The sequence below is a fragment of the Streptomyces griseicoloratus genome (assembly GCF_014534645.1).
Classification (GTDB): Bacteria; Actinomycetota; Actinomycetes; order Streptomycetales; family Streptomycetaceae; genus Streptomyces; species Streptomyces griseicoloratus.
Genome location: NZ_JACVQF010000234.1, coordinates 148,468 through 173,282 on the forward strand (window position 1 = coordinate 148,468; position 24,815 = coordinate 173,282).

Sequence of the window (24,815 nt, forward strand, 5' to 3'; positions counted from 1 at the left end):
CGGAAACTGTGTAGACTTACGGACGTTGCTGATCGCACCATGGTGCGGACGGCGCGCCGCCTTAGCTCAGATGGCCAGAGCAACGCACTCGTAATGCGTAGGTCTCGGGTTCGAATCCCGAAGGCGGCTCCAGTGGAAGGCCAGGTCACCTCGATGGTGACCTGGCCTTTTTTGTGTCGGCTTCGTGCCGGCGGGGGCGGTCGGCAGTTCGGCTCGGTGGCCGGAACGCGTATGCCACGCGTCCGTGCTGTGAACGGTTAGCATCGCGCGAACGTCATAGCTGTCGTCGGGCGGAAGAGGGTGAGGGCATGGGGGAGGCCGTCGTGGCCGGCGGGGGGCCGAGGATCGCCGTGGCCGTGGTGACCATGGGCAACCGGCCCGCCGAGGTCGACGCCCTGCTGGAATCCGTGGCCAAGCAGGACGTGCCGCCCGCGCGGATCGTGATCGTCGGCAACGGCTGCCCGCTGCCCGAGTTCGCCGAGCGCCTGTCGCTGCCCGGCGAGGTCACGCCGATCGAGCTCGACGAGAACCTCGGCTGCCCCGGCGGACGGAACGTGGCCCTCGCCCGGCTGCGGGAGTTCGGCGACGTGGACGTCGTCGTGGAGCTGGACGACGACGGGCTGCTCGTCGACGCCGACGTGCTGCGCCGGGTCCGGGACCTGTTCGCCGCCGACGACCGGCTCGGCATCGTCGGCTTCCGGATCGCCGACGAGAACGGCGAGACCCAGCAGCGGCACGTGCCCCGGGTCGGCTCCTCGGACCCGATGCGAGGCGGATACGTCACCGGGTTCCTCGGCGGAGGGCACGCGTTCCGGTCGGCCATGCTCGACGAGATCGGCGACTGGCCGGCCCGGTTCTTCTTCGCGCACGAGGAGACCGATCTGGCCTGGCGCGCGGCCGACGCGGGCTGGCGGATCCTGTACGCCCCCGAACTGCTGCTCCAGCACCCGAAGACGTCGCCCGCCCGGCACGCCATCTACTTCCGGGTCAACGCGCGCAACCGGGTCTGGCTCGCCCGGCGCAGGCTGCCGCTGCTGCTCATCCCCGTCCACCTCGGCGTGTGGGTGCTGCTCACCCTGGCCCGGAACCGGTCGCTCGGCGGGCTGCGGGCCTGGTTCGGCGGGTTCGTGGAAGGGATGCGGGAACCGGCGGGCGAGCGGCGGCCCATGCGCTGGCGCACGGTGTGGCGGCTCACGCGACTGGGACGGCCACCCGTCATCTGACGGGCGCGGCGGCCGGGGCGGACAGGACGAGGGCCCCGGTCGTTCACCTCCGCCGACCGGGGCCCTCGTGCGTCCCCGGATCCGGCCACGGCAGCGACACTCCCCCGAGCAACGCGTCTTACGCGCGCACCCCCGGGCCAGATCCGATGATGTGATCACATCAGGCCTTGCCAACGAATCGCTAACATATGGCCAACGATTCGCGGCCCAGGGGGCCGTCGTGGCGAACCGGCGGAGAACCGCCGAGAGGAAGGCTGTGGAGCGGTGTGATGCGGTACCGGCTGCGGTTCGGACTGCTGGGACCGCCGGTCGTCTACGACGCCCGGGGTGACGCCGACGGCCACGGCGGGCACATGCCCGGCCCCAAGACAAGGGTTCTTCTGGCCGCGCTGCTGCTGGAGGCGGGGCGGGCCGTGTCCATCGAGTCGCTCAAGGAGGCACTGTGGGGTGGCGCTCCGCCGCTGTCCGCGCAGGCGTCGCTGCACAACCACGTGACCCGGCTGCGGCGGCTGCTCGACGAACCCGGCCGGTTGCGGACCGTTCCCTCCGGGTACCTCCTGCGGGTCGACGAGGGCGAGTTGGACGTGCACGCCTTCGAGGCCCACGCGGCCGAGGCGCGGGCCGCGCAGGCGGAGGGTGACCCGGCGCGGGTCGTCCGCGCGGTCACGGCCGCGCTGGCACTGTGGCGCGGCGCACCGCTCGCCGGCTTGCCGGCCGAGGTGGGCGGGTACGCGTTCGCGCAGCGCCTGAGGGAGACGCGGCTGCTGCTCCTGGAGTGGCGGTACGACGCCGAGCTGGCTCTTGGCGGCGACCGACTGGAGTCCCTCGTACCGGAGTTGGCGGCGCTCGCGGCCGAGTATCCGCTGCGGGAGGCGTACCACCGTCAGCTGATGCTGGCCCTGCACCGGACCGGCCGCCGGGCCGAGGCGCTGGCCGTCCATCGCGATCTGCGCGCCCGCCTCGTCGAGGATCTCGGCATCGAGCCGGGTCCCGCGGTGCGGATCGCTCACGTGGAGGTGCTGCGCGAGGCGACGCCGGTCCCGGGGACCACGGCGGTTCCGGAGGCTCCAGAGGCCACGGCGGGTGCGGGACCGGGGCCTGCCGGGTGCGGGTGCGCCGCCGCGGGCGGTTCCGGTCACCCGCGCGGGGGTTGTCCGGGTGGTTCCGTCGCGGATGGTTCTGCTTCGGACGGTTGCGTGGCGGGCGGTTCCGGCTCGTTCGGCTCTGGCTCGGGCGGTTCTGCTTCGGGCGGTTCTCCTTCGGATGGTTTCGTTGCGGGCCGCTCCGGCTCGGGTGGTTGTGCTTCGGGCGGCTCCGCCCCGTACGACGCCGACCCGCCCGGAGACTCGGCGGCCACGCGCCCAGCCGACGCCTCCGCCCCGGACCCCGCTTCCGCATCAGTCCCCGACTCCGCCCCCGCCGCGCCCCCCGTCCCCCCGGCCCCCCGCCCCGCACAGCTCCCGCCCCCGCCCGCGCACTTCACCGGCCGCGCTGCCCTGCGCGACGAACTGCTCCGGGCGCTCGCCCCCGGGCCGCACCCACGCGTCACGGTCATCAGCGGTATGGCCGGCGTCGGCAAGAGTGCGCTCGCGCTGCATGTCGCCCATCGGCTGAAGGAACGTTTCACCGATGGGCAGTTGTACGTCAACCTCCACGGCGCCACCCCCGGCATGGCCCCCCTGACCCCCGCTCAGGCACTCACCGCGCTGCTCCGCGACCTCGGGGCCGATCCACGGACCATCCCCGAACGTCCCGACGCCGCCTCCGCGTTGCTGCGCTCGCTGCTGGCGCCGACGCGCACGCTCCTGGTGCTGGACGACGCCGAGAGCGCAGCGCAGGTGCGTCCGCTGCTGCCGGCGGGCCCCGGCTGCGCGGTGATCGTCACCAGCCGTTCGCCGCTCACCGCGCTGGACGGGGCTCGTCGCTTCCCGCTCGCGCCGCTGTCCGGCGAGGAGAGCGCGGCCCTGCTGCGCGCGGCCTCCGGGCGCGAGGGCCGGGAAGGACGTGACGGCCGGGACGGCCTCGGCGGACTGGGCGCCGGCCACCCCCTCGTCGAACTCACCGGCCGCCTCCCGCTCGCCCTGCGCGTCGTGGCCGCCCGGCTCGCCGCCCGCCGCGCCCTGACCCCGGACGTGCTCGCCGGACAACTGACCGCCACGGAGGGCAGGCTGAACCATCTGGAGTACGACGACCTCAGCGTGCGCCGTTCCCTGGCCGTGGCGCACGACGCCCTCGCCGCCTCCGACCGCGAGGCCGACCGGGACGCGGCCGAGGCGCTGCGCCGCATCGGCGCCCTGGACCTGCCGGCGTACGGCGTGCCGCTGATGGCCCGTCTCCTCGGCGCCGACGAGCACCGCGCCGGGACCGCGCTCGACCGCCTCGTCGACGTGGCCCTGCTGGAGGAGACCTCCTACGGCCGCTACGCACCCCACGACCTGGTGCGCGAGTTCGCCCGGGAGGTCGCGCGGCCCGCCGACGGCACCGCCGCCGTCGGCGCCGCCCTGCGCTGGTACGCCGCCGTCGCCGAACGCGTCCTCACTGCGATCGTCGAACCCGGCATCGACCAGGACGACCGTCGCCGCCCCACCGCGGCGCAGCCGGCCGGGCACGCGGCGGAGGTCGCCTCCGTCCCGGCCTTCGCCTGCCCCGAGGACGCCTTCGCCTGGGGCGACCTGGAGCTGGCGAACGTCGTCGCGCTCGTCGAGCGGTACGGCGGCGTCGACGGTGAGGACGACGGTGAGGACGGCGGCGGGGCCGGCAGCGCGGGCGTTCGCGACGGGGGCCGGCGCCACGGAGCACGGCCCGACGACCGGGGGACCCGTGACCTCGCCGTTCTCGTCCGCATGCTCTTCCCGTACGTGCAGCGCAGCGGCCGGGTCGCCGAGATGGAGGTGCTCGGCCGGGCCGCCCTCGGCCTCGCCCGGCGCCTGGGCGACAAGGCAGCCGAGGCCTACGCCCTGGGCGACCTCGCGGGCCTGCACTTCCTCACGGGCCGGCACAGCGACGCCCTCGCCCTCAACGACCGGTCGCTGGCGCTCTGGCGACGGCTCGTCACGGACTCCCGCATCCGCCGCTGCCTCAACAACCGCGGCCTGCTCCTGGAAGTGCTGGGCCGCTACGAGGAGTCGGACCAGGCGCTGCGCCAGAGCCTCGAGTACTCGCGGCGGCTCAACGACCCCCATGGCGAGGCGATCACCCGCAGCCACCTCGGCAACCTCTACGAGCACACCGATGCACGGGCCGCCATCGAGCAGCACCGGCGTTCGCTCGCCATCGGCGACGAGATCGGGAACGTGATCGTGCAGCATTCCGCGCACTGCAACATCGGCTACGCCCACCTGACCCTCGGCGAACCGGCCGCGGCGGCGGAGCACTTCGAGGAGAGCCTGCGCATTCTGGGCGGCCACGGCGACTGGCACGGCGAATCGCAGACCCGGCTCGGTCTCGTCCGCGCCCTGCGCCTGCTCGGCCGCACCGAACGCGCCGACCGCGAGTGCGCGGAACTGCTGAGGCGCGCCGACGCCCGCGCCGACTGCTACACCGGGGGCCTCGCCCGCCACCAGCGCGGGCTCCTGCTGCGGGAACGCGGCCTCGACCGGGAGGCGTACGAGCAGTGGCGGGCGGCCCTGGCCGCCCTGGACGGCACGGACGCGAAGGCGGTGGTGGCTCAGCTGCGGGAGCTGCTGGCCGCCGCCGACGCCGGCTGACGCCGGTCACTTGGCGTCCGCGTAGCACTCCACCACCGCCGTCGTGAACGGAAAGCGGACCGGTGTCGGGCCGAACGTCAGCCGCCCCGCCAGGTCCGCCGCGTCCCGGATGGCGGCGACGACCGCCTCGGCCTCCTCCTCGGGACAGTGCACGATCACCTCGTCGTGCTGGAAGAAGACCAGCTCGGCCGCCATGTCCGCACAGGACCGGCGCAGCGCGGCGAGCAGCAGCAGGGCCCAGTCGGCGGCGCTGCCCTGGACGACGAAGTTGCGGGCGAAGCGGCCGCGGGCACGGGCGTTGGTGGACGCGTACCCGGGCACCCACTCCTGCGGGCCGGGGGTCTGCGCCGGCTCGTCCTGGGGGATTCCCGCCTCTTCGCCGGCGTCGTCGCGTGCTCCGGCCGCCGGCGGGCAGGTCCGCCCCAGCCAGGTCCGCACCAGCCGGCCCTCCTCGCCGGCGCGGGCCGCGTCGTCGACGTACGCCACGGCCTGGGGGAAGCGGCGCCGGAGCGCGGCGAGGTTCTTCAGGCCGTCGCCGGAGGTCTGGCCGTAGACCGCGCCGAGTACGGCGAGTTTGGCCTGTGCGCGGTCGCCGGAGAAGGCCCGGTCGGACACCGACTGGTACAGGTCGGTCTCCCGGCCGGCCACCTCCATCAGCCCGGGGTCGCGGGAGATCGCCGCCAGTACCCGGGGCTCCATCTGGTCGGCGTCGGCGACGACCAGCCGCCAGCCCGGGTCGGCGACGACGGCCCGCCGGATCACCTTGGGGATCTGCAGTGCCCCTCCGCCGTTGGTCACCCACCGCCCGGTGACGGTGCCGCCGGCCAGGAACTCGGGGCGGAAGCGTCCGTCGCGCACCCAGTCCTGCAGCCAGGACCAGCCGTGGGCGACCCAGATCCGGTACAGCCTCTTGTACTCGATGAGGGGTTTTACGGCCGGATGGTCGACGGACTCGATCTCCCAGCGGCGCGTGGAGGAGACCTTGATCCCGGCCTGCGCGAACGCCTTGACGACGTCCGCCGGCAGGTCGGGCCGCACCCGGCGCCCGAACGCCGCGGACACCTCGTCCGCCAGCTCGGCGAGGCGGCGCGGTTCGCCCCCGCCCGCGTACCGCTCGCCGAGCAGGTCGTGCAGGACCTCGCGGTGCACGTCGGCCCGCCAGGGCAGTCCCGCGCGGTTCATCTCGGCGGCCACCAGCATCCCCGCCGACTCGGCCGCCGTCAGCAGCCGCATCCGGTCGGGGTGGGCGGCCCGGTCGTGACGGCGCTGCTGTTCGGCGTAGACGGCGAGGAGGTCCGCCAGGGGCACGTGGACGCCCTGTGGTTCGAACAGCGGGGACTGCGCGCCCGGCTCGGCGGAGCGCTGGGGCGGATCGGGCGGTACGGGACCGCCGCGCAACCGGGCCAGGGCGGCGGCGGCCGACCGGGGTTCGCCGGAACGGCCCTCGTGGCCGAGCAGCAGGGTCTCGGCGTCCTCCACGTCGTAGCACCGCTCCACTCGCACCCCCGCGGCGAGCAGGCGCGGATAGACCTCGGCGGTGGACCGCCACACCCAGCGCGCGACGTCCGGCCGGCTACGCACCGCCCCGGCGAGGTCGGGCTCCCGGCGAACCGGTCCGGCGGGCAGCCCGCCGGGGCCGAGGGGGGCGACGTCCACGCCTCCGTCCTCGGCCACGGCGAGCGCCCACCGGTCGGCCATGCTGCGAGTGTGACAGGGGGGTCTGACAACGCCCTCTGACAACGCCCCCTGTCACACGGGACTCAGCCCTCCTCCTGCCCGCTCTGCTCGCCTTGCCCGCTCTGCTCGCCGCCCGTGGGCTGGAACTGGATCTGCGAGAGCACCTTGGTGATCCACTCCTCGGTCCTCGCCTTGGTGATGCCGAGGCCGCTGAGGACGCCCTCGCCGTTCTCGTGCTCCAGGAGGGCGAGCAGGATGTGCTCGGTGCCGATGTAGTTGTGGCCGAGGCGGAGGGCCTCGCGGAAGGTGAGCTCCAGGACCTTCTTGGCCGCCGGGCCGTACGGCACCAGGTCGGGGGCGTCCTCGACGGCCGGCGGCAGCACGGCGGTCGCCGCCTCGCGGATCGCGTCGACGGTGACGCCCTGGTCGGCGATCGCCTTGACGGCGAGGCCGTCCGGCTCGGCGAGCAGACCGAGGACGAGGTGTTCGGGCAGGCCCTCGGCGTGGTGTGCGGCCTTGGCCTCGTTGTGCGCGGCCATCACCACGTTGCGGGCACGCGGCGTGTAGCGGTTGAAGCCCTCGTTCGGGTCGAGCGCGGCCGACTCCTTCGGCACGAAGCGCTTCTGCGCCGCCTGCCGGGTGACGCCCATGCTCTTGCCGATGTCCGTCCAGGAGGCGCCGGAGCGGCGGGCCTGGTCCACGAAGTGCCCGATGAGGTGGTCGGCCACCTCGCCGAGGTGCTCACCGGCGATGACGGCGTCCTGGAGCTGTTCGAGGGGCTCCGCGTGCACCTTCTTGATGGCGTTGATGAGTTCGTCGAGACGTACGGATGACGTGATGCTCGGATTCGTCGTCATGTGTCAACCGTAGGTTGCGCTCCAGGGGCTGTCAACCATCGGTTGACAGTTGATGTTCCGGGCCGCACGCTCACTTCGGCGAAGCCGCCAGCAACCGCACCGCCAGGCCCGTGAAGACCGTCCCGGAGGCGATGTTCAGCCAGCGGTTCAGCCGGGCGCTGCGCCGGAGCAGGCCCCCCAGCCGCCCGGACAGCAGCCCGACGCAGCCGTCCCACAGGAACCCCATCACCACGAGCGTGCCGCCGAGCAGCAGCAGCTGGCCGGGGACGTGGCCGAGGGAGGGATCGACGAACTGGGGCAGGAACGCCACGTTGAAGAGGATCACCTTGGGATTGAGCAGGTTGGTGATCGCGCCCTGCCAGAAGGCCCGCCGCATCCCCGCACCGCCGGGCGCCGCGCTCTCCTCGCCCGGCACCGAACGGTCCCGGAACGCCTTCACCGCCAGGTACAGCAGATAGGCCGCGCCCGCCCAGCGCAGCACGTGGTACAGCGTCGGCAGCGTCGTGAACAGCGCCGACAGGCCGAGGGCGGCGGCGACCGAGTGCACCAGCATCGCGCAGGCCACCCCGAACGCGGCCATCACACCCGCCCGCGGTCCGCCCCGCCCGCCCACCGCGACGATGAACATCATGTCGGGGCCCGGAGTGATGCAGAGCGCGAAGGCTGCGACGAGAAACGCCGTGTAGAGAGTCATGTCCACCATGCGCGCCATGCTCGGCGCGGCGGCCCGCCGCATCGACCGAATTCCACGGAGTGAGACGGCCCGGTGAACCGTGGCACCATCGCCGGGTGAGTACGTCCAGCACCGTCGACCGCGCCTTCGAGGCCGCCCTGTACGACAGCACCGACGCGAGCCTCGACACGGGAGCGTCCCTGCTCGCGGCCGACCCGGCGGCCGACGCCGAACTGACCCGGCGCGGCGAGGAGTTCGTGGCCACGGCCTGGCGGCGCGGCTGGCAGCCCGCCGACGTCGTACGGATCGTGCGGCGCGAGCTGGACGACGTACACCTGCGTCTGGCGGCGGAACTGATCCGCGCCCAGGCCGCGCGGGACCGTGCGCGAGGCCCCCGCTGGGCCGCGCAGCTCGACGACCTGCCGGGCGGGCCGCCCCCGCGCACCGACCGCTTCTCGCACGCCACCGCCGTGCTGGAGCTGTACCGGCTGCTGCTGCGCCTGCCCGCGCTGGAGCCGCTGGACGAGCCCCGGCGGGAGCACCGGGCCGGGTCCCGCACCCTCGCCCGCATCCGCGCCCTGCTCGCCAAGGCGGAGGCGACCGGGTACCCGGAGGAGGCGGAGGCGCTCAGTGCCAAGGCACAGGAGCTGATGGCCCGGCACAGCATCGACGAGGCGCTGCTGTCGGCCCACGCGCCCTCGCCCGACACCCCGGGCGCCTGCCGGATCGGCGTGGAGCCGCCGTACGAGCAGGCCAAGGCGGTGCTGCTGGACGCGGTGGCCGACGCCAACCACTGCCGGGCCGTGTGGAACGAACCTCTCGGCTTCTCCACGGTCGTCGGCTTCGAGGCCGACCTGGAAGCGGTCGAACTCCTCTACACGTCGCTGCTGGTGCAGGCCGAGGCCGCGATGACGAAGGCGGAGGCCGCCCAGCGCGCGGGCGGACGCAAGAGGACCAAGACCTTCCGCCAGTCGTTCCTGGCGGCCTACGCGCACCGCGCGGGCACGCGCCTGCGGGCCGTCACCGAACGGACCACCGCCGAGACCGGGACGGCGGACGCGGAGCTCCTCCCGGTCCTCGCCTCCCGTGAGGTCGCGGTCACCGACCGCCTGGAGCGGATGTTCCCGGAGACGACCACGACGCGCCTGCGGGGGGTCGACGACGCGGCGGGCTGGTCGGAGGGCACCCGCGCGGCCGACCAGGCCCAGGTCACCCGCCGCCGCCCGCTTCCGTAGACCTCCGGCGGCGTGCCGTAGTCCTCCGGCGGCGTGCCGTAGTCCTCCGGCGGCGTGCCGTAGTCCTCCGGCGGCGGATACCCCGTGCCGGCCTCCTGCCCCGCGGGTGCCGGGCGCCGCCCGCCCGGCAGTGCTCGCCTGCGCGTCGGCGGGCGGCGCCCGGCCGCATTGCCCACGCGGCTCGTCGGGGCTGCCGCCGGTGCCCGACTCCCGGCTTCCGGCCGCCGTTCAGCCGCTCAGCCCCTCAGGCGCCCAGCCCCTCAGCCGCCCAGCCCCTCAGCCGCCCAGCCCCTCAGCCGCCCGCCCCTCTCAGTCACCCGCCCGCTGGAACGCACCCACGGTGGCGTCCGGTCCGCCGCCCCCGTCGCCCTGCACCGCCACGTCGCCGTACGACCAGGTGAAGCGGTGCGTCGCGCGGGCGCCGGGAAGGGCGAACTCCGCCGATCGCACGGGGAGGCTCGACGCGGCGCCGGCCTCTCCGCGGACGTAGGTGAGCGTGAAGGAAGCGGCCGTGTCCCTGTCCAGGGTCAGCCGCTGGGCCGTCGCGGCCTCGTCCGGGAGCACCTTCGTCGAGGTGCCGCCGGCGGTGAGGGTGACGGTGGGGAAGCCGTCGAGCGTGCACGCCGAACCGGTGTTGGTGAGGGTCACGGCGACGGTGCCCGTGTCCCCGGCGGCCGGTGCCGGGCTCGCCGCCACCTGCACGTCCACCGCGCCGATCCGGCAGGCGCCGCCGCCGCGGTCGTCGACGGCGTCACCGCCCCCGTCGTCGCAGGCGGTCAGGACGAGGGCCGCGGCGACAGCGGCGGTGACGGCGACGGCGACGGGCCGAAGGGTGCGCATGGCGGAGTTCCTGTCGGAGCGGGGAGGATCAGGACCCGAGCGTGGCCGTCGGCAGGCCCGGCGGCAGCTTCCCGCCCTGGGACCTGGTGTACGTCTCCTCGCCGAGGCCGCCCTCCCAGTTCACCTTCAGCGACGTCCTGCCGACCGACTCGACCGTCCCGGCCGCCCGGTCGTCGTTGCCGTCGGTGCACTTCAAACGGATCGTCCGCGTGCCGTTCGCCTCGCCCGCGGTGCCGCTGCACACGGTCCCGCCGGTCGCGAAGAGGGCGGCGTCGTCGCCGGTGACCACCAGCGCCACGGCATGGCCGTCGGTGGTCGCCAGCCAGCTGCCCTCGATCCCGTCGGAGGAGGCGGACGGCGACCCGCCGGTGCCGCCGCCCGTCTCCGCGCTCGCGGAGGCGCTCGTGCCGGCCGAGGGCGCAGCCCCGCCGGAGCCGCCGCCGGAGCCGTCGTCGGAACCGCCGCCGTCGGTGCACGCGGTCAGCGCCAGCGACCCCGCCAGCCCCACGGCCAGGGCCATGGCCCGGACCCGCCGGTGCGAGCCCCCGCGCGGCCGACGCCGGCCGCCCGGCTCACCCGACGCGTCCGGCGTGCCCTCGGCACACGTCGTGCACGCCCCACTCGCCGTACTCTCCGCAGTCACCAACGTCACCGGAAGCTCCAAGCTGTTGCCGGACGGCCGGGTCGGCCCAAGACAGCCGCAAGCTACCAGGACGCCTTGCGAACTCCCGGCAGATTCCCGGCGTGTGCCTGTTCCCGCAGGTTGACGCGCGACAGGCCGAAGGTGCGGAGATAGCCGCGCGGACGCCCGTCGACCTGGTCGCGGTTGCGCACGCGCGTGGCGCTCGCGTCCCGGGGCTGCCGACGCAACTCCCGCTGGGCGGCGAGCCGTTCGGCCTCCGTCGAGGACGGCCGGCGGATGACCTCCTTCAGTTCGGCGCGCCGGGCGGCGTACCGCGCGACGGTCTCCCGCCGCCGCTCGTTCTTCGCGATCTTGCTCTTCTTGGCCATCAGATCCTCACTCCCCGGGCGCGGATGCGTGCCACGGCCGCCTCGATGCCGATCGTGTCGACGGTCCTGATCCCCTTCGCGCTCAGCCGCAGCCGGACGTGACGGCCCTCGCTGGGCAGCCAGTAGCGCTTGGTCTGGATGTTGGGGTCGAAGCGGCGGGAGGTCCGCCGGTGGGAGTGGGAGATGCGGTTGCCGAAACCGGGCTGGGCGCCGGTCAGCATGCAGTGGGCGGACACGGTGACGTACCTCTCCTCGAACCTCGACTGTTAATGGAATTCATTTTCAGTAAGATAGCAGCATGGCACGCAACGAACTCCGTCCGGTCATCAAGCTCCGGTCCACCGCCGGGACCGGCTTCACCTACGTGACCCGCAAGAACCGCCGCAACGACCCGGACCGGCTGACCCTGCGCAAGTACGACCCGGTCGTCGGCCGTCACGTCGACTTCCGAGAGGAGCGCTGAACCCCGCCATGCGCAAGGGAATCCACCCGGAGTACGGCCCGGTCGTCTTCCGCGACCGCGCCGCGAACCACGCCTTCCTCACCCGGTCGACCATGACGAGCGAGAAGACGATCGAGTGGGAGGACGGCAACACCTACCCCGTCGTCGACGTCGAGATCTCGAACGTCAGCCACCCCTTCTACACCGGCACCGCCCGCGTCCTGGACACCGCCGGACGCGTGGAGCGCTTCGAGCGCCGGTACGGAAAGCGGGGCGGGGCATGAGTCTGCCGGTGGTGATCGTCGGGGGGCTGCACGCCGACGCCCGCAGGGCGGCCGTGGCGCGGCTGCTGGCCGACGTCCCCGGTGGCGTCGTCCTCCACCACGACCTGGCGACGGCCACAGCGGGCACGGTCGTCCGGACCGTCCGGGACGCCACCGGCATCCTGTCCGCCGGCGAGGCGCCGCTGGTCAACGACTGCGCGTGCTGCGCCCTGCGCGAGGACCTGGTCCCCGAGCTGCAACGGCTCGCGCAGGCCGGCGGCACCCCGCTCGCGGTCGTCGAACTGTGGGACTCCGTCGAGCCCAAGGCGATGGCGGAGGTGGTGACGGCCGGCGGCTTCACCGTCACGGGCGTGATCACCGCCGTCGACCCGGCGCTGGTACTGCCGTACCTCGGCAACGGCGACGACCTCGCCGAGGGCGGTCTCGCCGCCGCGGCCACCGACCGGCGCACCGTCGCCGACACCTTCGCGCGCCAGCTGGAGTACGCCCCCGTCCTCGCCGTCGCCGACTCCCCGGAGGCCGACGACGAGGATCGCGAGCTGCTGGCCCAGCTCCATCCGACGGCCCGCCGGGTCCCGATCGGCCACGGCGGCCCGGCGGGCACCCGGTCGCCCCTGACGCAGGCCGCCCTCGCCGGCTTCGACGTGGAGGCCGCGGCGGCGGCCCAGCACCCCGCGTGCGCCCTGCTGCCGGCCGAGGCCGACGCGCACGGCGTCGCCACCCTCGTCTGGCGCCGGCGCCGGCCCTTCCATCCGGAGCGGCTGTACGAGGCGCTGGAGGACCTGACCTGTGCCGCCGCCCGCAGCCGGGGGCGGTTCTGGCTCGCCGACCGGCCCGACACGCTGCTGCACTGGGACGCCGCGGGCGGGGCCCTGTGCGTGGAGGGGGCGGGGCCGTGGCTCGCCTCGCTCCCCGACGCGGCCTGGGAGATGGTGCCGCCGGTGCGCCGGGCCGCCGCCGCGCTGGACTGGCACCCGGAGCACGGCGACCGCTGCCAGCACCTCGTCTTCACCTCGCCCGGCCTCGACTGCGACGGGCTCCGGTGGCTGCTGGAGTCCTGCCTGCTGACCGACGCCGAGTACGCCGCCGGGCGCGACGCCTGGCGGCGGTTGCCGCCCGCCTTCGACACCCTCCTGGAGGTCTGACCGCCCATGCCCCGCAAGAGCGACCGCAAGCCCGCCAAGCACCGGCCCAATCCGCTGGACCAGGCGGGGGTGACGTACATCGACTACAAGGACACCGACCTCCTGCGGAAGTTCATCTCCGACCGCGGCAAGATCCGCAGTCGCCGCGTCACCCGGGTGACCTCCCAGCAGCAGCGGCAGCTGGCCAAGGCGATCAAGAACGCGCGGGAGATGGCGCTGCTGCCGTACTCCAGCCGCTGACGGTCCGCACCCCGGCCGAAGACCGCCCGTACTCCAGCCGCTGACGGACCGCCACCGGGCGGCACGTCCGCACCACCGGCACCAGGGGCCCGCTCCTTCGAGCGGGCCCCCGCCCTTTCTGCTGCTCGCCGACGCATGTTCGCCGGTTCTCGGGGCACATGCGGGAACGTCTTCATTCGAACAGGCGTCAATAAAGACAGCGGTTTCGGTAAAGCGGGCGTCAAAGCTGTAATCGCAGGGCCACCGCGCGTGCACGTGCATTTGCTCGCGCATCTGCACGTGAACGGGGTTATGATCCGGATCAGTTGACCGCTGCATCAATGGCCACACCAGCCAGTGCACCACCGGGGAGCGACCTGTGGACCACGACGTGTACGACGTTGACGACGCGTCCGGCGTGTACAACGGCATCGCCGCCACGCAGCTGCACGACGTGGCCTGGCAGAAGAGCCGGCACAGCAACTCGCAGGGCTCCTGCGTGGAGTTCGCCCGGCTGCCCGGCGGGGACGTGGCCGTGCGCAACTCGCGCTTCCCCGACGGCCCCGCGCTCGTCTACACACGCGCCGAGATCGAGGCGATGCTGCTCGGGGTCAAGGACGGCGAGTTCGACCACCTGATAGCGAGCTGACCCGCCGCGCGCGCTGACCGGTGGGCTGCCCGCATCCGGGCCGGCACGTCCGTGACACGCGTAGAACCGCGGCGCGGGAAAGCGCCGCGGTTCGTCACTCGGCGGGCTGCCGGAGCCGGAACAGCGCCCAGACCACCTTGCCGCCCAGCGTGCCGGCGAGCGGGTGCCAGCCCCAGCTGTCGCTGAAGGAGTCGACGAGGAACAGGCCGCGGCCGGACTCCGCCGAGAAGTCCTCCGTCTCGCGGGCCACCGGGCTGTCGTGGCTGGGATCGCGCACCGCGCACACCAGCCTCTCGGTCCAGCGCATCAGGTGCAGCCGCACCGGCCCGTTGTGGTGCTCCTCGGTCCGCGGGGTGTTCGCCGGCAGGGCGTGGCGCAGGGCGTTGGTGACGAGTTCGGAGACCACCAGGCACACGTCGTCGAAGCGGTCGCCCGTGTCCCACCCGTCGAGCGTTCTGCGCGTGAACCGCCGGGCCTCGCGCACCGCTTCGAACCGGGGCGGCAGGGCGCAGGAGGCGGCGTTGGACACGGCCGCGGGGTCGAGTGGCGGAAGGCCCTGCCGTAACGGCTCGAGCATGGTCGATCCATTCGTCCCCATGCGAGGCACTCCCGGGAATTCGCGGTCGTAGCGATGCGGCGCGGTGGTGCGGGACCATGGTTTCGGATGCGTACGGCAGATGCAAGGGCAGATGCACGTGCACGTGACCGAAATGGACCTGCCCGTACCGCTTGTTGGTCAATTTTTCCGTCATCTTCGCGTGTTCTCCTTGCCTTCTCCGCGCACCCTCGGGGTCCGGGCCTGCGTGAAGCTGTGCGTTTCCTTTGGCTCGATTCCGTTTCCGTAACCGGGCGAGTACTGCTCGGAGTGTTTTAGTGGCAGACTTCGGCCCCTGAAGACGGTTGGGGAGGCTGGCGAACGTGAGCGCGGGAGAGCCCGGATCGGTGGTGCGGCGCATGCTGCTCGGATCACAACTCAGGCGACTGCGTGAGGCGCGGGGGATCACGCGCGAGGCGGCGGGGTACTCGATCCGCGCCTCGGAATCGAAGATCAGCCGGATGGAGCTGGGCCGGGTGAGCTTCAAGACACGGGACGTCGAGGACCTGCTGACGCTGTACGGCATCACGGACGAGCAGGAGCGCACCTCCCTGCTCTCCCTGGCCAAGGAGGCCAACGTCGCGGGGTGGTGGCACAGTTACTCCGACGTGCTGCCCAGCTGGTTCCCCACCTATGTGGGCCTGGAGGGTGCGGCCTCGCTGATCCGGGTGTACGAGGTGCAGTTCGTGCACGGCCTGCTGCAGACCGAGGACTACGCCCGCGCGGTCGTCCGGCGCGGTATGAAGGGCGCGAGCGATGCGGACGTCGAGCGCCGGGTGGCGCTGCGCCTGGAGCGCCAGAAGTGCCTCGTCGCCGAGAACGCCCCGGAGTTCCACATCGTCCTGGACGAGGCCGCGCTGCGCCGCCCGTACGGGGACCGTGAGGTGATGCGCGGACAGCTGCAGCACCTGATCGAGATGTCCGAACGCCCCAATGTGCGGCTCCAGATCATGCCGTTCAGCTTCGGCGGGCACTCCGGTGAGAGTGGCGCGTTCACGATCCTCAGCTTCCCCGAGTCCGACCTGTCGGACGTCGTGTACCTGGAGCAGCTCACCAGTGCCCTGTACCTCGACAAGAGCGAGGACGTCGCCCAGTACGAGGCGGCGCTGAAGGAACTCCAGCAGGACAGCCCGGGGCCGGACGAGAGCCGCGATCTTCTGCGGGGTCTCCTTCAACTCTCCTGAAACACAAGTACGATGACGCCCAATCAGACGGCTCGCCAAGGCGGCTAGGGGATTGAGGGATCACATGTCGTCGTACTTCACCGACCTCGCCCAGCAGTACATCGACGGCGAGTGGCGCCCGGGAACCGGTTCCTGGGACATCATCGACTTCAACCCGTACGACAACGAGAAGCTGGCCTCGATCACGATAGCCACGGTCGACGAGGTCGACGCGGCGTACCGGGCCGCCGCCCGGGCCCAGAAGGAGTGGGCGGCGACCAACCCGTACGTCCGCCGCGCGGTGTTCGAGAAGACCCTGCGGCTCGTGGAGGAGCGCGAGGCGGAGATCACCGAGGCGATCATCGCCGAGCTGGGCGGCACCCACCTGAAGGCCGCCTTCGAGCTGCACCTCGCCAAGGAGTTCCTGCGCGAGGCGGTCCACCTGGCGCTGCGCCCCGAGGGCCGGATCATCCCGTCGCCGGTCGACGGCAAGGAGAACCGCGTCTACCGCGTCCCGGTCGGTGTCGTGGGCGTCATCAGCCCCTTCAACTTCCCCTTCCTCCTCTCCCTGAAGTCGGTCGCCCCGGCCCTCGCGCTCGGCAACGGCGTCGTGCTCAAGCCGCACCAGAACACGCCGGTGGTCGGCGGCACGCTGGTGGCGAAGATCTTCGAGGACGCCGGCCTGCCGGGCGGTCTGCTCAACGTCGTGGTCACCGACATCGCGGAGATCGGCGACGCCTTCATCGAGCACCCCGTCCCGAAGGTGATCTCCTTCACCGGCTCCGACAAGGTGGGCCGCCACGTCGCCACCGTCTGTGCCGCCAACTTCAAGCGCTCGGTCCTCGAACTCGGCGGCAACAGCGCCCTGGTGGTCCTCGACGACGCCGACGTCGACTACGCGGTCGACGCGGCGGTCTTCAGCCGGTACGTCCACCAGGGGCAGGTCTGCATGGCCGCCAACCGCGTCCTGGTGGACCGTTCGATCGCCGAGGAGTTCACCGAGAAGTTCGTCGCCAAGGTGAAGACCCTCAAGGCCGGCGACCCGCGCGACCCGTCGACGGTCATCGGCCCGGTGATCAACTCCTCCCAGGCGGACGCCGTCTCCGGCGTCGTCGAGCAGGCGCTCGCCGAGGGCGCGACGGCCCTGGTGCACGGCACGACCACGGACAACCTCGTCGAGCCCTCGGTGCTGACAGGCCTCCCCGCCGACTCCGCGCTGCTGCGCCAGGAGGTCTTCGGCCCGGTCGCCTTCCTCGTCCCCTTCGACGGCGAGGAGGAGGCCGTACGCCTGGTCAACGACACGCCGTACGGCCTGAGCGGTGCCGTGCACACGGCGGACGTGGAGCGGGGCGTGGCGTTCGCCAAGCGGATCGACACCGGCATGTTCCACGTGAACGACGGCACCGTCCACGACGAGCCGATCGTGCCCTTCGGCGGCGAGAAGCACTCCGGCATCGGCCGCCTCAACGGCGAGACGATGCTGGACGCCTTCACCACGCAGAAGTGGATCTCCGTCCAGCACGGCCGCAGCGGGTTCCCGTTCTAGTTCCCCCTGCATCTCCTCGCTCGTGCCGGGCCCTTGCGGACAGGACCTGACCGCAAGGGCCCGTAGCGTCGTCGGTGTCAGGGGGAAGCCCCCCCGAACCCGACGAAAGGCGGACGGTCATGGTCACTCACGTGCGAGCCGAGGAGCAGGGCGACGAGCGCGGGGCGCTGCTGTCCTTCCTGGCGGAGCAGCGCGGCGGCATCCGCCGGGCGCTGCTGGGCCTGACCGAGGAGCAGGCCGCGAGCAGGCCGAGCGCCAGCGAACTGTCCCTGGGCGGGCTCCTCAAGCACGTCGCCGAGGTCGAGCAGGGCTGGATCGCCCGCGCCAAGCAGGAGCCGCCGGCCGTCCGCCGGGACGAGTCGAACTGGCACGAGTGCTTCGCCCTGACCGGTGACGAGACGGTCGAGTCGCAGCTCGCGTACTGGGAGGAGGTGGCCGCCGAGACGGAGGCGTTCATCCGCTCGGTGCCCAGCCTCGACGACACCTTCCCGCTGCCGGACGAGCCCTGGTTCCCGGCCGCCGAGCGCGTCTCGATGCGCTGGCTGTGCCTGCACCTGATCCGCGAGACCGCCCGGCACGCCGGCCACGCCGACATCATCCGGGAGTCGCTGGACGGCGCCTCCGCCTGGGACCTGGTGGCGAAGGAGCAGGGCGCCCCCGCCTAGTCTGGACCCCATGTCAGCGATCCGTCTCCTGGTGCTCGGCGCGGTGCGCCAGCACGGGCGGGCCCACGGCTACCAGGTGCGCAACGACCTGGAGTACTGGGGCGCGCACGAGTGGTCCAACGCCAAGCCCGGCTCGATCTACCACGCCCTGAAGCAGATGGCGAAGCAGGGACTGCTGCTCGCCCACGAGATCGCGCCGTCGACGGCGGGCGGACCGCCGCGCGTGGAGTACGAGATCACCGAGCAGGGCACCGAGGAGTACCTGACGCTGCTGCGCGAGTACCTGACGGCCTACGACCAGCGGCCGGACGTGCTCACCGCGGCGCTCGGCTTCATGGTCGACCTGCCGCGCGAGGAGGCGCTCGCGCTCCTTCAGGAGCGGGTGCGCAGGATCGAGGAGTGGCGCCGTTCCGTCACCGAGTACTACACGCCCGAGGAGGGCCCCGGGCAGCTCGGGCACATCGGCGAGATCATGAACTTCTGGCTCCACTCCGCCGACTCCGGCGCCGAGTGGACCCGTGGCCTCATCGAACGCATCCGGGGCGGCGCCTACACCTTCGCCGGCGAGGGCGAGCCGTTCGTCGGCGTGCTGGCCGAGGGGGAGGAGAACCCGTTTGCGACGGGCGGCCCCCACGGGGGAGACGGTCGCTAATCAAGTTTGACTAACATGCTCGGACCGCGTTACTGTCCCTCAGTAGTCAAATTTGGCTAGCGAAGGGAGTGCGGAGTGGCCGACGCGGCGATCACCGTCGAAGGAGCACGCAAGCGGTACGGAAGCAAGAACGCGCTGGACGGACTCGATCTGACGGTCGCACGCGGCACGGTGCACGGGGTGCTGGGCCCCAACGGCGCGGGCAAGACGACCCTCGTCCGGGTCCTGTCCACCCTGCTCCGTCCCGACGCGGGCCGGATCGAGGTGGCAGGGCACGACGTCGTCACCGAGGCGTACGCCGTGCGCCTGCGCATCGGCCTGCTCGGCCAGCACGCGGCGCTCGACGAGGAACTGGGCGGCCGGCAGAACCTGGAGATGTTCGGCCGCCTCCACCACCTGGGCGCCCGCAGGGCACGCGCGCGTGCCGACGAACTCCTGGCGCGCTTCGACCTCACCGACACCGGACGCAAGCCGGTGCGGCAGTACAGCGGCGGCATGCGGCGCCGCCTGGACCTCGCCGCGTCCCTGATCACCGAACCGGAGGTGCTGTTCCTGGACGAACCGACCACCGGCCTCGACCCGCGCGGCCGCGCCGAGGTGTGGGACTCGGTCCGCTCCCTGGTCGGCGGCGGTACGACGGTGCTGCTGACCACCCAGTACCTGGAGGAGGCCGACCAGCTGGCCGACCGCATCTCGGTGGTCGACGCGGGCCGGGTCGTCGCCGACGGCACGGCGGACGAACTGAAGGCGGCGACGGGCGGCGACCGCATCGACGTCGTCCTGCGCGACGCCGGACAACTGGGCGCCGCCGTCGCCCTGCTGCCGCTCACCGGCGTCCGCGTGGACGCCGACCGCCGGCTGCTCAGCGCCCCCGTCACCGACCGCATGACGGCACTCTCCGGGGTCGTACGGGCCCTTGAGGAGGCCGGCGTCGAGGCGGAGGACGTCGCCCTGCGCCGCCCGACCCTGGACGAGGTCTTCCTGCACCTCACCGAGCGCGCCGAGGAGGCCGTGTGAGCACGAACGCCATGGGCACGAACGCCATGGGCACGAACGCCATGGGCGTGTACGCTCTGACCGACTCCTGGACCATGACCCGCCGCGAGCTGGCCCGCTGGGCGCGGCAGCCGGTCACGGTGGTCGTCAACCTGGTCTTCCCCGTCATGCTGCTGCTGATGTTCGGCTACCTGGTCGGCGGCGGCCGGGGCGTGTCCGGGGAGTACGTCGACTACCTCGTCCCCGGAATGCTCGCGCTCACCATGGCCTTCGGCCTGGAGGGCACGATGATCGCCGTCACCCAGGACCTGAACAAGGGAGTCGTCGACCGCTTCCGCTCCCTGCCCATGGCCAACGGGGCGGTGCTGGTGGGCCGTGCGGCCGCCGACATGCTCCAGTCCGCGCTCGGCCTCGCGGTGCTGATCGGTGTCGGCCACGCGCTGGGCTGGCGGACCCAGGGCGGACCCGGCGCCTTCCTCGCCGCCGTCGGACTGCTCCTCCTCTTCCGCTTCGCGATGCTGTGGGCCGGCATCTACCTGGCCCTGGTCGCCGGGAAGCCGGAAATGGTGCAGGCGGTGCAGATCCTGGTCTGGCCGGTCGGCTTCCTCTCCAACGCCTTCGCCACACCCGGCTCCATGCCGGACTGGCTGGGCACGGTCGTCCAGTGGAACCCGATGTCCCACACCGCCACGGCCGTACGGGACCTGTTCGGCGGCCCCGGCGGGGAGTCCGGGCACCTGGGGTGGGCCGTCGTCTGGCCCCTCGTCCTGCTGGCGGTGTTCTTCCCGCTGGCGGTGCGCAGGTTCGCGGGGCTCAGCCGCTAGTGGGGTAAACCGGTCCCCGGTCTCGTCCCGTGGCCGGTGGTGCCCGTGGTGCGCTGGCATGGATCCTGCGGCAGGTCCGGGCCGCCCGCCCCGCACCCGGGCTTGCACCTCACGTCGCGTGAGGCGGCAGCGTGGAGGGCGTCAGACGAAGGGAGCGGAAGTGAGCTATTCCGTGGGACAGGTCGCCGGTTTCGCCGGAGTGACGGTGCGCACCCTGCACCACTACGACGAGATCGGCCTGCTCACCCCGAGCGAGCGCAGCCACGCGGGCCACCGGCGCTACAGCGACGCCGACCTCGACCGGCTGCAGCAGGTCCTGTTCTACCGGGAGCTCGGCTTCCCGCTCGACGAGGTCGCCGTCCTGCTCGACGACCCGGACGCGGACCCGCGCGCGCACCTGCGCCGCCAGCACGAGATGCTGACCGCCCGGATCGAGAAGCTGCGGAAGATGGCGGCGGCCGTGGAGCAGGCCATGGAGGCACGCAGCATGGGCATCAACCTCACGCCCGAGGAGAAGTTCGAGGTCTTCGGGGACCACGACCCCGACCAGTACGAGGACGAGGTGCGCGAACGCTGGGGGAACACGGACGCCTACCGCCAGTCCCGGCAGCGCACCGCCGCCTACACCAAGGACGACTGGAAGCGCCTCACCGACGAGTTCGACGCCATCCACCGGCGCATGGCCGACCTGATGGCCGCCGGCACCCCGGCCGACTCCGAGGAGGCCATGGACACGGCGGAGGAGCACCGCCGGTTCATCTCCGGCTCGTACTACGACTGCGGCCACGAGATGCACACGTGCCTCGGCGAGATGTACGTCGCGGACGCGCGCTTCACCGCGACGTACGACAAGATCCGTCCCGGCCTCGCGGTCTATCTGCGGGACGCGATCGCGGCGAACGCGCACCGGCACTCTGGGTGACCCGGCGGTTCACAGCTCGCGCCGGGGGAGGTCACAGTTCATCCTGGCGGCACCCGTGGAACCTGGGGTGGGCACAAGGCGTTGATAGCTTTGTGCGGCCGTACCCGATCGCCGTACCCCTCATCCCACAGGAGCCCGGAACCGTGACGACGCTTGCCCTCGGCCCGAGCTGGCTGGACCCGAACTATCTGCTGGACACATTCGGGATCTGGGGCCTGCTCCTCATCGTCTTCGCGGAGTCGGGCCTGCTCATCGGCTTCTTCCTGCCGGGCGACTCGCTGCTGTTCACCGCGGGCCTGCTGATCACCTCCGAACAGCTCGACTTCCCCCTGTGGGCGGCGATCGTGCTGATCTGCCTCGCCGCGATCCTTGGCGACCAGGCCGGTTACATGTTCGGCAAGAAGGTGGGGCCGTCGCTCTTCAAGCGCCCGGACTCCCGCCTGTTCAAGCAGGAGAACGTCACCAAGGCGCACGAGTTCTTCGAGAAGTACGGCCCGAAGTCCCTGGTCCTGGCCCGCTTCGTGCCCATCGTGCGCACGTTCACGCCGATCATCGCCGGCGTCAGCGGCATGCGGTACCGCTCGTTCCTGACGTTCAACATCATCGGCGGCATCCTGTGGGGCGCGGGCGTCACTCTGCTCGGCTCGTGGCTCGGCGGCATCGACTTCGTCAAGGAGAACATCGAGGCGATCCTCATCCTGATCGTCCTCATCTCCGTCGTGCCGATCATCATCGAGTTCCTGCGGGCCCGCTCCAAGAACAAGAAGAACCCGCCCGAGGCCCCCCGCCCCGAGGCCCCGTTCCAGGCCCACGCGCCCGTCATGGACGACGCCACCACCCAGCTCCGCCGCATCGACCCGGCCGAGCAGCCCCAGCAGCAGCCGTACGGCAACCAGCAGCCCCACGGCAACCAGCAGCCCTACGGCGACCAGCAGCCCTACGGCGACCAGCAGCCCTACGGCAACCAGCAGCCCTACGGCGACCAGTACCCGCAGCAGCCGTACGGCGGCCGGCAGCCGTACGCCCAGCAGTACCCCCAGGGCTACGGACAGCAGCAGCCCTACGGCAACCAGCAGGGCGGTCAGGGCCCTTACAACCAGGGTTACTGAGCCGGCCTCAGGGGCGCCTAGAAACCACGGGTCCGCTTCGCCGCCCGGCGCCCCGCCGCACTCGCGGCCCCCGGCACCTTCAGGAACAGCCGCGAGATCTCCGACCCGAGGTGCACCCCGATGGCGATGGCCATGGCGAGCGCCACAGCCTTCGACAGCGACACCAGCCCCCTGTCGACCTCGTTCTGCGCGATCGCCAGCAGCCCGAAGTAGGTCGCCGACCCCGGCAGCAGGGGGCCGATCGCCGCGGTCGTGTACGGCAGCGCCGACGCGAACCGGTACCGGGACATCAGCTGCCCGAAGAGACCCACCAGCCCGGCCGCGACGGCCGTGGAGGCCACCGGCGAGATGTCGCCCGCGTAGTGCATCGCCCCGTACACCGACCACGCCACGCCGCCGTTCAAGGTGACCGCCAGCACGGTGGACCGTTCCTGCTGGAGCAGGATCGCGAAGGTCAGCGACAGCAGCATCGAGGCGATGATCTGCAGTACCGGACGCTGGGTGCCGGCCAGGGCGGCGTCCGGATTGAGCTTGGCGCCCAGCTGGACGCCGAAGTACAGCACCACCAGCACCCCGACGACGATGCCGACGAAGAAGTACATGACCTCCAGCAGACGCGCCGAGGCGGTGATGTAGAAGCCGGTCAGTCCGTCCTGCACGCCCGCCACCAGGGCCCGCCCCGGCAGCAGCGCGAAGAGACCACCGGTGATGACCGCGGACGCGACCGCGTCCACGTGCGCCAGGGTCAGCGCGATACCGATCGCGGCCGGCGGCATCGCGGCCACCGCGAACTGGTAGAACTCCGGCAGTCCGCGCCCCGCGCACAGCCACGCCAGCCGGTCGCCGAGCATCGCGCCGACCATCGCCGCGAAGAACACGATCACGTCACCGCCGACGAGCAGCGAGGCCGCGCCCGCGAGCAGCCCGCTCGCCAGGGTCAGCACCCAGGTCGGGTACGGGTGCCGGTTACGGCGGATCTCCGCCAGCCGCCGGTAGGCCTCCTCCAGGGAGATCTGCGTCTCCGGGTCGCTGAGGTCGTCCACCAGCTGGAACACGGCCGCGAGGCGCGTGTAGTCGGTGCCCCGGCGGCGCACCGTCCGGGACGCCGTCACCGGGTCCTCCACCAGGGACGGCTGGTGGGAGATCGACAGCAGGGTGAAGGTGACGTTCGGCTCGCAGCGGTCCAGGCCGTAGGAGCGGCAGACGGCGAACATCGCCGCCTCCACGTCCTCGGCGCCCTCGCCGCCCGCCAGCAGCAGCTCGCCGATACGCAGGGTCAGGTCGAGCACACGCGGTACGGCGGGCCCCGTGTCGTCGTCGTGCCGCTGCGTCTTCTCCGGGGCGGGCCGCTCGGCCACCGGCATGCGCAGCATCGCGCGCATCCGGTCCTGCCAGGGCACGTCCTTCATCAGGTTCACCGCCGGCATGCCGCTCGGCGGCGTGAACGCGGGCGGCGCGTTCCAGGCGCTGTAGGTGCTCGGCGTGCTGAACGCCGACCCCTCGGCCTCGGCGGGCGGGGCCGGCGGCACGTCCAGCCCCTCGGGCAGGGCGAACTCAGAGGTCGTCTCGGATTCCGTACCGGGCCGGGGCACGGACAGCCCGTCGGGGATCGCGAACTCGGACGTCGTCGACGCCTCGCCGTCGACCGGCGACGCGACCCCGGACGGCGGCCGGAAGGCACTCCTGGCCTCGTCCGACTGCGGCTTGCGGTCTTCCGCGTCCGTCACTTGCCTAGCGCTCCCTGGTACGAAATGGTACGAACACACCCTCCTGTAGCCCTCAGTATGCGCACCCGAACGCGAACGGGCCGCACGCCCGGAGCGTGCGACCCGTCACGGGAGCGGTGCCGTTCAGTGGCCGCCCTGCTCCTTGAAGCGCTTGTAGGACCGCTCGATCTCCGCCTCGGCGTCCGTGCGGCCGACCCAGTTGGCGCCCTCGACCGACTTGCCCGGCTCCAGGTCCTTGTAGACCTCGAAGAAGTGCTGGATCTCCAGGCGGTCGAACTCGGACACGTGGTGGATGTCCCGCAGGTGCTCCACGCGCGGGTCCGTCGACGGCACGCACAGCAGCTTGTCGTCGCCGCCGGCCTCGTCCGTCATGCGGAACATGCCGATCGCGCGGCAGCGGATCAGGCAGCCGGGGAACGTCGGCTCGTCCAGGATGACCAGCGCGTCCAGCGGGTCACCGTCCTCGCCGAGGGTGTTCTCGACGAAGCCGTAGTCGGTCGGGTAGGCGGTCGAGGTGAAGAGTCGACGGTCCAGGCGGATCCGACCCGTCTCGTGGTCCACCTCGTACTTGTTCCGCGAACCCTTCGGGATCTCGATCGTGACGTCGAACTCCACCGGTGGCTCCTCCATGATCAACACATAGGTCTGGTGGTT

Annotated in this window: 26 protein-coding genes and 1 tRNA gene; 17 read left to right on the forward strand and 10 right to left on the reverse strand. The window is 72.3% G+C overall.

All coding sequences use genetic code 11. The features are described from left to right. The first annotated feature begins 55 nt into the window (after window positions 1-55). From H0H10_RS35605 to H0H10_RS35615, 3 genes are all read left to right on the forward strand, one after another. A tRNA-Thr gene (locus H0H10_RS35605) sits at window positions 56-132 on the forward strand. Window positions 133-308: 176 nt separating this feature from the next. After that, window positions 309-1,223: a glycosyltransferase family 2 protein gene (locus tag H0H10_RS35610; RefSeq protein WP_188185317.1), complete on the forward strand. Its 915-nt coding sequence runs from the start codon at window positions 309-311 to the stop codon at window positions 1,221-1,223. A gap of 269 nt (window positions 1,224-1,492) precedes the next feature. After that, on the forward strand, window positions 1,493-4,930 hold the full coding sequence (locus H0H10_RS35615; RefSeq protein ID WP_188185318.1) for an AfsR/SARP family transcriptional regulator: 3,438 nt from the start codon (window positions 1,493-1,495) through the stop codon (window positions 4,928-4,930). A gap of 6 nt (window positions 4,931-4,936) precedes the next feature. Here the strand turns inward: H0H10_RS35615 and H0H10_RS35620 are convergent, their stop codons facing one another. The 3 genes from H0H10_RS35620 to H0H10_RS35630 all read right to left on the reverse strand — a co-directional run bounded on the left by H0H10_RS35620 (window position 4,937) and on the right by H0H10_RS35630 (window position 8,167). Next, window positions 4,937-6,628 (reverse strand): bifunctional 3'-5' exonuclease/DNA polymerase, encoded by a 1,692-nt coding sequence (locus H0H10_RS35620; protein ID WP_188185319.1) that lies wholly within the window; start codon window positions 6,626-6,628, stop codon window positions 4,937-4,939. 62 nt (window positions 6,629-6,690) lie between these two features. Further along, window positions 6,691-7,464, reverse strand: a complete 774-nt coding sequence (locus H0H10_RS35625; protein ID WP_188185320.1) for a Clp protease N-terminal domain-containing protein — start codon at window positions 7,462-7,464, stop codon at window positions 6,691-6,693. A 70-nt stretch (window positions 7,465-7,534) separates the two neighbouring features. After that, window positions 7,535-8,167, reverse strand: coding sequence for a LysE family translocator (locus H0H10_RS35630; RefSeq protein WP_188185321.1), 633 nt, complete (start codon window positions 8,165-8,167; stop codon window positions 7,535-7,537). A gap of 86 nt (window positions 8,168-8,253) precedes the next feature. Here H0H10_RS35630 and H0H10_RS35635 point away from each other — a divergent pair, with 86 nt between their 5' ends. Continuing rightward, window positions 8,254-9,372 carry a DUF2786 domain-containing protein gene (locus H0H10_RS35635; protein WP_188185322.1) on the forward strand — a complete coding sequence of 373 codons (1,119 nt, stop codon included), beginning with the start codon at window positions 8,254-8,256 and terminating at the stop codon, window positions 9,370-9,372. A 309-nt stretch (window positions 9,373-9,681) separates the two neighbouring features. On the opposite strand, the gene H0H10_RS35640 is transcribed toward H0H10_RS35635, so the two are convergent. The 4 genes from H0H10_RS35640 to rpmB all read right to left on the reverse strand — a co-directional run bounded on the left by H0H10_RS35640 (window position 9,682) and on the right by rpmB (window position 11,459). Next, window positions 9,682-10,212 (reverse strand): DUF4232 domain-containing protein, encoded by a 531-nt coding sequence (locus H0H10_RS35640; protein ID WP_188185323.1) that lies wholly within the window; start codon window positions 10,210-10,212, stop codon window positions 9,682-9,684. Between the two features lie 28 nt (window positions 10,213-10,240). After that, a complete protein-coding gene (locus tag H0H10_RS35645; RefSeq protein ID WP_188185324.1) occupies window positions 10,241-10,732 on the reverse strand; it encodes a hypothetical protein in 492 nt (163 codons plus the stop codon). A 185-nt stretch (window positions 10,733-10,917) separates the two neighbouring features. After that, the gene (gene rpsN, locus H0H10_RS35650; protein WP_188185325.1) at window positions 10,918-11,223 is read right to left on the reverse strand and encodes a 30S ribosomal protein S14; all 306 of its coding nucleotides are present in this window, start codon (window positions 11,221-11,223) and stop codon (window positions 10,918-10,920) included. Further along, the gene (rpmB, locus tag H0H10_RS35655; RefSeq protein WP_188185326.1) at window positions 11,223-11,459 is read right to left on the reverse strand and encodes a 50S ribosomal protein L28; all 237 of its coding nucleotides are present in this window, start codon (window positions 11,457-11,459) and stop codon (window positions 11,223-11,225) included. Before rpmB ends, rpsN begins: the two co-directional genes overlap by 1 nt. A gap of 62 nt (window positions 11,460-11,521) precedes the next feature. Between rpmB and rpmG the strand changes: the two genes are divergently transcribed. The 5 genes from rpmG to H0H10_RS35680 all read left to right on the forward strand — a co-directional run bounded on the left by rpmG (window position 11,522) and on the right by H0H10_RS35680 (window position 13,962). Further along, window positions 11,522-11,686 (forward strand): 50S ribosomal protein L33, encoded by a 165-nt coding sequence (gene rpmG / locus H0H10_RS35660; protein WP_033321692.1) that lies wholly within the window; start codon window positions 11,522-11,524, stop codon window positions 11,684-11,686. Window positions 11,687-11,694: 8 nt separating this feature from the next. Continuing rightward, the gene (locus H0H10_RS35665; protein WP_188185327.1) at window positions 11,695-11,949 is read left to right on the forward strand and encodes a type B 50S ribosomal protein L31; all 255 of its coding nucleotides are present in this window, start codon (window positions 11,695-11,697) and stop codon (window positions 11,947-11,949) included. Next, the gene (locus H0H10_RS35670; RefSeq protein ID WP_188185328.1) at window positions 11,946-13,094 is read left to right on the forward strand and encodes a CobW family GTP-binding protein; all 1,149 of its coding nucleotides are present in this window, start codon (window positions 11,946-11,948) and stop codon (window positions 13,092-13,094) included. The genes H0H10_RS35665 and H0H10_RS35670 overlap by 4 nt, the downstream gene beginning before the upstream one ends. Window positions 13,095-13,100: 6 nt before the next feature. Next, the gene (gene rpsR, locus H0H10_RS35675; RefSeq protein ID WP_188185329.1) at window positions 13,101-13,334 is read left to right on the forward strand and encodes a 30S ribosomal protein S18; all 234 of its coding nucleotides are present in this window, start codon (window positions 13,101-13,103) and stop codon (window positions 13,332-13,334) included. 358 nt (window positions 13,335-13,692) lie between these two features. Next, window positions 13,693-13,962, forward strand: coding sequence for a DUF397 domain-containing protein (locus H0H10_RS35680; protein WP_188185330.1), 270 nt, complete (start codon window positions 13,693-13,695; stop codon window positions 13,960-13,962). Between the two features lie 94 nt (window positions 13,963-14,056). Here H0H10_RS35680 and H0H10_RS35685 read toward each other — a convergent pair whose 3' ends face one another. Further along, window positions 14,057-14,560 carry an ATP-binding protein gene (locus H0H10_RS35685; RefSeq protein WP_188185331.1) on the reverse strand — a complete coding sequence of 168 codons (504 nt, stop codon included), beginning with the start codon at window positions 14,558-14,560 and terminating at the stop codon, window positions 14,057-14,059. Window positions 14,561-14,904: 344 nt separating this feature from the next. Here H0H10_RS35685 and H0H10_RS35690 point away from each other — a divergent pair, with 344 nt between their 5' ends. The 8 genes from H0H10_RS35690 (at window position 14,905) to H0H10_RS35725 (ending at window position 22,434) form a co-directional block, all read left to right on the forward strand. Beyond that, a complete protein-coding gene (locus H0H10_RS35690; protein ID WP_507227377.1) occupies window positions 14,905-15,741 on the forward strand; it encodes a Sco1979 family transcriptional regulator in 837 nt (278 codons plus the stop codon). Between the two features lie 64 nt (window positions 15,742-15,805). Further along, window positions 15,806-17,266 (forward strand): aldehyde dehydrogenase family protein, encoded by a 1,461-nt coding sequence (locus H0H10_RS35695; protein ID WP_188185332.1) that lies wholly within the window; start codon window positions 15,806-15,808, stop codon window positions 17,264-17,266. 119 nt (window positions 17,267-17,385) lie between these two features. After that, window positions 17,386-17,931, forward strand: coding sequence for a DinB family protein (locus tag H0H10_RS35700; RefSeq protein ID WP_188185333.1), 546 nt, complete (start codon window positions 17,386-17,388; stop codon window positions 17,929-17,931). A 10-nt stretch (window positions 17,932-17,941) separates the two neighbouring features. Then, window positions 17,942-18,583, forward strand: coding sequence for a PadR family transcriptional regulator (locus H0H10_RS35705; protein WP_188185334.1), 642 nt, complete (start codon window positions 17,942-17,944; stop codon window positions 18,581-18,583). A gap of 75 nt (window positions 18,584-18,658) precedes the next feature. Next, a complete protein-coding gene (locus H0H10_RS35710) occupies window positions 18,659-19,600 on the forward strand; it encodes an ATP-binding cassette domain-containing protein (protein ID WP_188185335.1) in 942 nt (313 codons plus the stop codon). 41 nt (window positions 19,601-19,641) lie between these two features. Beyond that, window positions 19,642-20,403, forward strand: coding sequence for an ABC transporter permease (locus H0H10_RS35715; protein WP_188185363.1), 762 nt, complete (start codon window positions 19,642-19,644; stop codon window positions 20,401-20,403). A 160-nt stretch (window positions 20,404-20,563) separates the two neighbouring features. Further along, complete coding sequence (locus H0H10_RS35720) at window positions 20,564-21,325, forward strand: MerR family transcriptional regulator (protein WP_188185336.1); 762 nt, start codon at window positions 20,564-20,566, stop codon at window positions 21,323-21,325. 143 nt (window positions 21,326-21,468) lie between these two features. Next, a complete protein-coding gene (locus H0H10_RS35725; protein WP_188185337.1) occupies window positions 21,469-22,434 on the forward strand; it encodes a DedA family protein in 966 nt (321 codons plus the stop codon). Between the two features lie 17 nt (window positions 22,435-22,451). On the opposite strand, the gene H0H10_RS35730 is transcribed toward H0H10_RS35725, so the two are convergent. Together H0H10_RS35730 and H0H10_RS35735 are read right to left on the reverse strand one after the other, a co-directional pair. Next, window positions 22,452-24,161, reverse strand: a complete 1,710-nt coding sequence (locus H0H10_RS35730) for a threonine/serine exporter family protein (protein WP_188185338.1) — start codon at window positions 24,159-24,161, stop codon at window positions 22,452-22,454. A gap of 123 nt (window positions 24,162-24,284) precedes the next feature. Next, complete coding sequence (locus tag H0H10_RS35735) at window positions 24,285-24,776, reverse strand: inorganic diphosphatase (RefSeq protein WP_029394330.1); 492 nt, start codon at window positions 24,774-24,776, stop codon at window positions 24,285-24,287. Window positions 24,777-24,815: the final 39 nt, after the last annotated feature.

What these genes read in the sequence shown, in the direction of transcription:
- H0H10_RS35610 (WP_188185317.1), top strand. Translation starts at nt 309, where the DNA reads ATGGGGGAGGCCGTCGTGGCCGGCGGGGGGCCGAGGATCGCCGTGGCC.
- H0H10_RS35615 (WP_188185318.1), top strand. Translation starts at nt 1,493, where the DNA reads ATGCGGTACCGGCTGCGGTTCGGACTGCTGGGACCGCCGGTCGTCTAC.
- H0H10_RS35620 (WP_188185319.1), bottom strand. Translation starts at nt 6,628, where the DNA reads ATGGCCGACCGGTGGGCGCTCGCCGTGGCCGAGGACGGAGGCGTGGAC.
- H0H10_RS35625 (WP_188185320.1), bottom strand. Translation starts at nt 7,464, where the DNA reads ATGACGACGAATCCGAGCATCACGTCATCCGTACGTCTCGACGAACTC.
- H0H10_RS35630 (WP_188185321.1), bottom strand. Translation starts at nt 8,167, where the DNA reads ATGGTGGACATGACTCTCTACACGGCGTTTCTCGTCGCAGCCTTCGCG.
- H0H10_RS35640 (WP_188185323.1), bottom strand. Translation starts at nt 10,212, where the DNA reads ATGCGCACCCTTCGGCCCGTCGCCGTCGCCGTCACCGCCGCTGTCGCC.
- H0H10_RS35645 (WP_188185324.1), bottom strand. Translation starts at nt 10,732, where the DNA reads ATGGCCCTGGCCGTGGGGCTGGCGGGGTCGCTGGCGCTGACCGCGTGC.
- rpsN (WP_188185325.1), bottom strand. Translation starts at nt 11,223, where the DNA reads ATGGCCAAGAAGAGCAAGATCGCGAAGAACGAGCGGCGGCGGGAGACC.
- rpmG (WP_033321692.1), top strand. Translation starts at nt 11,522, where the DNA reads ATGGCACGCAACGAACTCCGTCCGGTCATCAAGCTCCGGTCCACCGCC.
- H0H10_RS35665 (WP_188185327.1), top strand. Translation starts at nt 11,695, where the DNA reads ATGCGCAAGGGAATCCACCCGGAGTACGGCCCGGTCGTCTTCCGCGAC.
- H0H10_RS35670 (WP_188185328.1), top strand. Translation starts at nt 11,946, where the DNA reads ATGAGTCTGCCGGTGGTGATCGTCGGGGGGCTGCACGCCGACGCCCGC.
- rpsR (WP_188185329.1), top strand. Translation starts at nt 13,101, where the DNA reads ATGCCCCGCAAGAGCGACCGCAAGCCCGCCAAGCACCGGCCCAATCCG.
- H0H10_RS35685 (WP_188185331.1), bottom strand. Translation starts at nt 14,560, where the DNA reads ATGGGGACGAATGGATCGACCATGCTCGAGCCGTTACGGCAGGGCCTT.
- H0H10_RS35695 (WP_188185332.1), top strand. Translation starts at nt 15,806, where the DNA reads ATGTCGTCGTACTTCACCGACCTCGCCCAGCAGTACATCGACGGCGAG.
- H0H10_RS35700 (WP_188185333.1), top strand. Translation starts at nt 17,386, where the DNA reads ATGGTCACTCACGTGCGAGCCGAGGAGCAGGGCGACGAGCGCGGGGCG.
- H0H10_RS35705 (WP_188185334.1), top strand. Translation starts at nt 17,942, where the DNA reads ATGTCAGCGATCCGTCTCCTGGTGCTCGGCGCGGTGCGCCAGCACGGG.
- H0H10_RS35715 (WP_188185363.1), top strand. Translation starts at nt 19,642, where the DNA reads ATGGGCGTGTACGCTCTGACCGACTCCTGGACCATGACCCGCCGCGAG.